The 6923-nt window shown below is 39.8% G+C and carries 4 protein-coding genes; 1 reads left to right on the top strand and 3 read right to left on the bottom strand.

Annotated elements, in window-relative coordinates; all coding sequences use genetic code 11:
• The 3 genes from HMPREF9444_RS04475 to HMPREF9444_RS04470 all read right to left on the bottom strand — a co-directional run.
• Window positions 1–3433: hypothetical protein (locus HMPREF9444_RS04475; protein WP_040909216.1), on the bottom strand; the 3433-nt coding region annotated here is incomplete at its 3' end.
• A gap of 38 nt (window positions 3434–3471) precedes the next feature.
• A complete protein-coding gene (locus HMPREF9444_RS10925; RefSeq protein ID WP_156791214.1) occupies window positions 3472–3633 on the bottom strand; it encodes a hypothetical protein in 162 nt (53 codons plus the stop codon).
• A 1202-nt stretch (window positions 3634–4835) separates the two neighbouring features.
• Window positions 4836–5474 carry an NUDIX domain-containing protein gene (locus HMPREF9444_RS04470; protein WP_009143172.1) on the bottom strand — a complete coding sequence of 213 codons (639 nt, stop codon included), beginning with the start codon at window positions 5472–5474 and terminating at the stop codon, window positions 4836–4838.
• A 47-nt stretch (window positions 5475–5521) separates the two neighbouring features.
• Here HMPREF9444_RS04470 and HMPREF9444_RS04465 point away from each other — a divergent pair, with 47 nt between their 5' ends.
• Window positions 5522–6862, top strand: coding sequence for a dihydroorotase (locus tag HMPREF9444_RS04465; protein ID WP_009143171.1), 1341 nt, complete (start codon window positions 5522–5524; stop codon window positions 6860–6862).
• The last annotated feature ends 61 nt before the right edge of the window (window positions 6863–6923 follow it).

Genomic DNA, 6923 nt, shown 5'->3' with positions numbered 1-6923 from the left:
CCATGGTGTTATGGCTTCTGAAGGCATCTTCCTTGCCGATATTGTCATGACGCAGTCTGACCCAGACTCCGTGGTCGGTACTACCAACAAATCTTGCTTCACCCTGACGCTTATTTAAAGTATCCATGTAAACGGCGTTGGCGTAGTTGGCGCGGGACATGTTGATGACGGTCTTGCCGCCGTCGGAGATTTCGGTTGAGCTTATGCCGATAATCTTATGGTTTACGGCACCGGTAGCGCTATCCTCCTGAGTCTCTGCCGCCTTAACCTCCGCTTCTTCAGCTAAAGCCATAACGGCACTTGCGGTAGCGATTCCCGCATCACCGCTTACCTCTTCAACCGGAGTTCCTTCATTGCCGAAGAAATCTTTGACAGTGGAATCACTCGGTTTCTCGGCAGTAAGTTCAGAGCCATTATAATGCACGTTTTCAGATACGGTCTCATCGTAATTATCCTGTCCCACTTCATATTCGACATTAAAGACACCGTCATCTCTGCTGCCGACGCTAAAGTGAACGTTAGAATCTTTTCCTACCGTGGCAAAACGCAAGCCGTCATGCAGCGCGGTATTGATTTCATCCGCGCTTACCGCATCCTCAAGCTCGATATAGTAATTACCATTGGCATGCTTCATATACAGCATATTGCTGTTATTAAGATTATTGCCATCAAGCTTCATCTTGAAATTGGAGTCGCCGCTGAAATTATAAACTGTAAGACCTGCTGCTTTAGAGTTCTTTACATCATTAGCCTGAGTCAAATCAATCGTCGGCAAAGGTTCAACGTCATCTGCCGATGAGCCGGTGATTCCGGTAGCAATGGAGGTTATCCAGCTCTGTCCGGTTACGTTCCACTGCGAGCCTTCTCCCATGGTGAGGTTGACTGCGCCGCCTTCATAAATGGAGCTGCTGAATGCAGGGTTGAAATAAGTAGAGTTCTGATGTCCCTTATTACCGTCTGCTCCATCTCCGACGCTTGCATCACCGTAGTCATCAGCGCGTCCGGTTAAACTGCCACCCTTGCCTAAATCAATCTTCACGATACCGTTGTTACCGGCAAGGATATTGCCCGTAATATTAATTCCGGCATTTGAGCTTTTTGCAGGTTTAATATCAACATAGCCCGCATATGCGGCAAGAATATCGCCGGTTATTGAGCTCCGCTGAACAACTGAGCCTTTATCATCTGTTAAATCAGCATAATTAACCAGAACCTGGGCACGGTCTTCAACTGCCAAATCTTTGCTTTGGCTTACAATATCTCCTTTCAAATTTACAGCAGTACCTGCAGCTATAGCGATATCGATGCTGTTAAGGCTCTTATCATACTGATTGGTTGAGATATCCGTATGACCGTCAATTGATATGGTTGTAGCTTTGCCTTCTTTGCCGTTATATGCCCAGACTACACGCTCTAAGTCATCATGCTCATTAGGAGCTGCAGTTGTATACAACCTATTTGTCTTGCCGGATAAGGTTATCTTGGCTCCCTCTTCGGCGTATAAGGCGGAAATGACTGTTTTATCTTTAAAAGAAGACTCTCCTTCAGTTGCATCTTCATCTAAATCACCTGCCCCGGCAATTACACCGTATGACCATACTTCATTGATATTACTTGGAGAGTCATTTAAACCCAAAATATTAACTGTAGAATTATTTCCACTAGATACAACTGCACCTAATAATTTATTTTGACCACTTGTTAATGCTTTTATAGTACTTCCACTCTTAGAAGAAATTGCACAACCATTTCCATAGCCTTGCTGAACCTTATCTTTAGACAAATCGTTTGCAGTAATAAAATTTCCCGCATTCAATAATTCATTATTATTTTCAGCATTTAAAGTAACAGAGGAATCCGTATCAGCGTACAATCCGTATTTTTCAGCTAAAACCTCATTATATTTTGCATTTAAGACAACGGAACTTCCTCCTTCTCTAACAAATTTACGCGCAAGTACACCAGCGTTAGAAGCTTCAATATGATTAGATCCTTTTTCAGCATTTACAACAACATGTCCACCATCACGACTTATAACTCCTTGGCTTGATGAATTCTCTAATGAAGTATAAATAAAATTACCATCACCAGTAGCATTTACTTCGATTGTTGACTTAGAACCATCAGAAAGAACACCCTGTTGATCACTATAAATAGAATTCTTTTTACTGATTAATTCAACATGGCTAGCAGACATATTGTCACTTAACGCTGAAGAGTTAATACCAATTGCAGTTACGGAGATTTTATTATCAGGTAACTCTATTGAGGCATCCTCAGATGTTGCTATTAAAGATATTTCGCCATTTTCTGAACTCAAAGAGACATCAGCCCCTGAAGCTCTAATTGCTGTAGCATATGCGTACGAGCCATTGTCAGACTTTGAATCATCGATGAATACTTTAGCAGCAATATTTATATCAGTTGTAGTAGTAATATTTACAGTATTTTTACTAGTAGTTTTATTATTTTGTATATATACACCATAAGAGGTACCATTGGTCGCTTCAGCATTAATTGAGAAATTATTTGCATTAAAAGAAGTTGTCACATCTGTAGCGACAAATTCATCATCATTTTGTCCATTTGACGCCTCAGCCCATATTCCATATGATTCACCACCGCCCTGATTACTTTTTGCAGTAATAATTAAATCTTTTGCTACAAAATTAGATTCCAGAGCATCTTGCACATATACACCATAAGCCAAACCTGGTTGACCGCCAGTATTGCCTTTTATATTCTCAGAATATATAGAAAGATTTTCAGATGAAACGATATTAAAATTATTTTTAATTAAATTATTTTCATTTTTTACACCTATCGCTTCAAAATTATGCCCCACTTTAGCAGACTTCGCTGTAATATCAATATCTTTACTTGTTAAGTCAATCTTACCATTGAGTTCACTTTCAACTGCAATAGAACCATTGCCTGAATTTTCTGTTGATTCTACATATATCTTTGTATAATCAGCTTCTTTTTCAAGATTTTTGATTGTAATACTTGAATTATCATTTGCTCTTAAGCCATAAGCAAACTGACCTTCATCAACTCCGTCGACATTTTGTACTGTAATAATATTTTGAGCACCATTCAATGATATTTCACTATCTGCGCCCAAGGAATAAACAGCATTTTCTGTAGCTTTTATTCTATTTTCATTGTCAGCATCTAAAGTAACCTTTCCAGATTCCACATAGATACCGTTTTTAGATATAGTATTTTCAAACCACCCTATGATGTTATTATTTCCTGCAGTCAAAGATACACTGCCCATTCCTGTTGAATAAATACCATTATTTGTACCTATAATGTAATTATTGTTTTGCGCTTCATATGTAGTGTTTCCCGATCCGCTCAAAACAATACCGTTTTCTTCACCTATAGTGTAAATATTATTTTCAGGTATCTTTTCATCTAAATTGTTCATTAAGTTTATAGTTAACTGACTTATATCTCCAGATTTAACTAGAACATTCCCATTGCCGGAATTAACAACTCCATTTTTTCCACCAAATATTTTAGTACTGCCGTTTTGTGCCAATACTGAAATTGATGCCAAGCCATTCGATTGAATACCGTTGTCATTTCCTGAAATAACGTTACCAAAACCGTTCGCATCCGTACCATTTGCTGTGACTTTTATCCCTTCTTGAGCATTTGCCGCATCATCAATGTACAGACCCTCATCAAACCCCGAAATCAGATTATACGAACCAGTTACATTAACACTACCACTACCTTCAACACGGATACCATCTCCCTGATTTCCACCTGATGAAGTTTGTTGTGCAAAGCCACCATTTATAATATTTGCGACTTCAGCTTTTATTGTAATAATCTGAGACCCGCTATGGTCAATACCATTATTACCTGCGATAATTTTATTGTTTCCTGTTTCCGAAGTTAACGTTATATCTCCACTAGAACCACTAGAAACTAAAATACCGTCTCCGCGATTAGATTTTGCATTAATTTCAATGTTTTGATTTGCACTTAATGTTATTGAGCCATTATTTTCACTTGTAACATTAATACCGTCACCGTGATCTTCTGAATTATCGCCTTTTACATCAATAGTTAAGTTACCCTCAGCGCTTAAATTAATCTCTTTTCCTTCATCAAGTTTAGAAATAATTCCGTGAGCTTTTTCTCCTGCTTCTAAAGCTAAGTTTCCATCGCCTTTTTCATCATCTTGGACAACTTTTATATTAATATCCTCGCTTGTCCCTTCTATTGCCGGTTCTTTGTTTTCTGCTGGAGAAATTAGTAAATCGCCATAAAAAGTATTTTGATCAAGATTTAAATCTTCGTTTTTAGTAACTGTTTCATCTTTTTTATAAAAAGTATCTGTATCAGCAGCATAAGAAGGAATTGAAAAACCTGCAAGAACTGCAGTTAGGAGGGATCCGAGGGCTGCTCCTTTAGCTAGTCGTTTTCCCCCCCCCCCAAGAATTCTTTATTAAAACAATTAGATAATACTGCTCTATAGGCACAAATGAGCATGCGCATAGCGCTCTCTGTCTGACGCATCTTGTTTACCTCAATTTTCTCTATGTCGATGCGTATTATAAAAAATTTCACGTAGTTAAAATATACGTAAAAGTAAAATTTTTATTAAAAATCTCAAAAATCTTTACTGTAATTTTTATGCCGTAAACGTTTACATTGTTCTAAAACCAGTAAAAAACATACATTTATAACGATTTTTATAAAATTTAGACACAAAAAACGCTTTTTATGGATAGTAAAAGAGGATGTCAAAAAAGAATCAAATAAAATTTTTGGATGGACCCCGCCATTTTGACGGGGCAAAAGAAGATTTTTAGAAGTTAAGCTTTATTGCGAAACTTATCGTAATTAAGCTCTAAGTACATTAAGCCTACCATTGCAGCACAATTGCAGATCCTTCCTGTTTTGCACAGTTTGAAAGCATCTTGCGCTTTTACCTTAAAGATTCTGATGTCTTCATCTTCAACAGCAAGTCCGCCGTTTGTCGCTAAATGATCGGAATTTATTTTTGCAATATAAATGGTAACGACTTCGGAAGTTCCGCCGGGGCTTGGGTATAAAGAGCTTACCAGCTCAAGATCGTCTTTAGTGATTTTAAGCTTTGCCTCTTCATAAAGTTCGCGACATGCGGCCTCTTCTCGACTTTCGCCCAGGTCAATCATACCGGCGACGATTTCAATAAGCCAAGGGGACACCGGATCGTTTAAAGCGCCGGGACGAAATTGCTCAATAAGCACGACTTCATCAGTTTTTGGATCGTAAGGAACGATAGCGACGGCTTCCGCGTCGCGCTCAAAGATTTCACGCACGAGCTTGCGGGTTTCTCCGCCCGTGAACTTTTTATAAGAAACGATGTAGTTATCTACGGCAAAATGAGCTTTAAAGACACGCTTTTTTTCGTACACGGTTACGTCTTTTATCGTAAACCGAGGTGCGGTAAGTTTTTCAATTTCGTTCATAGTTTCTTCATTTTCAACTACAATTAATTTGCTAAAGGAGATCTCTTATGCGCAAATTAATTTTAAAAGATTCTCAGGTTGTAATGCCTTCACGTATTATACGTGCAGATATTCTTATTGAAGACGATAAAATCGCAAAAATTGCACCGCAAATTGCAGACAGCGGTGCAGAAGAAATTGACTGTCATGAGCTTGTCTCGCTGCCGGGACTTATTGATGCCCACGTACATTTCCGCGATCCGGGAATGCCTCAGAAAGCTACCATTTATTCAGAATCCCGTGCCGCAGTTTTAGGCGGAGTCACATCCTTTATGGATATGCCCAACACCATGCCGCCTACTGTTGATGAAGCATCACTTAACGGCAAAAAAGCCACCGCCGCACGCGACAGTCTGGCCAATTACGCTTTTTATTTAGGCGCGACCCCTGACAATATTGAGGAAGTAAAAAAAGCCGATCCTAAATCCGTTGCCGGCATTAAAGTTTATATGGGATCGACTACCGGCAATCTGCTTTTAGATGATGAAAGCATTTTGCATAAAATGTTTAAAGCAGCTCCGATGATGGTAACCGCGCACTGCGAGGATAATGAAATCATCGCCGCCAAGCAAAAAGCCGCCCAGGAAATGTACGGCGACAACATTCCTTTTAACATGCACCCTGTCATCCGCAACCGCGACTGCTGCATCAAATCCTCAAAGCTTGCCATTCAGACCGCGCTTGATACCGGAGCTAAGCTTCATATCATGCACCTTAGCACCAAAGAGGAAGTTGAGATCTTAAATTACTTTGCAAAAGATCCGCTTGAGAGCCGTCAGATTTCAGGGGAAGCGTGCATTCCTCACCTGTTCTTCTCAGAAGGCGATTATTCACTCTTGCAAGGCTTTTTAAAATGCAATCCGGCGGTTAAATACGAATTTGACCGTAAAGCTTTAATTAAAGGCATCAAACGCGGCATTATCACCACGGTCGGAACCGATCATGCGCCCCATGAGATTTCAGTTAAATCAGGATCGTATTTAAAATGCGCTTCAGGCGTTACCTCGGTACAGTACTCACTGCTTGCCCTTCTTGATTTATGGAAGCGCGGCGAGCTTACCCTTGAGGAAGTGGTTAAGGTAAGCTCAACAAATGTAGCCAAGCGCTTTAACCTTACTGACAGGGGAACCATTGAAGAAGGCAAAAAAGCCGACATCGTGTTTGTAAATCCGATTAAATCGCATACGGTAATAACTTCCGACATCAAATCCTTATGCGGCTGGTCGCCTTTTATCAATCATACTTTCCGCTGCTCAGTTACCCATACGGTAGTAAGCGGCGTGTTAAAAGTAAAAGACGGTCAAATCGTAAGCAATGAAGCTGGTGAGGCTTTAAGCTTTGACCGCTGAATACGAAAAAGCCCGTGATAGTCATCACGGGCAAAGCAGGCATATAATTTTCTTCTTGTAG

The organism is Succinatimonas hippei YIT 12066, assembly GCF_000188195.1.
In the GTDB taxonomy this organism is placed as follows: domain Bacteria; phylum Pseudomonadota; class Gammaproteobacteria; order Enterobacterales; family Succinivibrionaceae; genus Succinatimonas; species Succinatimonas hippei.
Note: the sequence above shows the minus strand (reverse complement) of the source record. Positions and strands in the feature narration are given on the sequence as shown.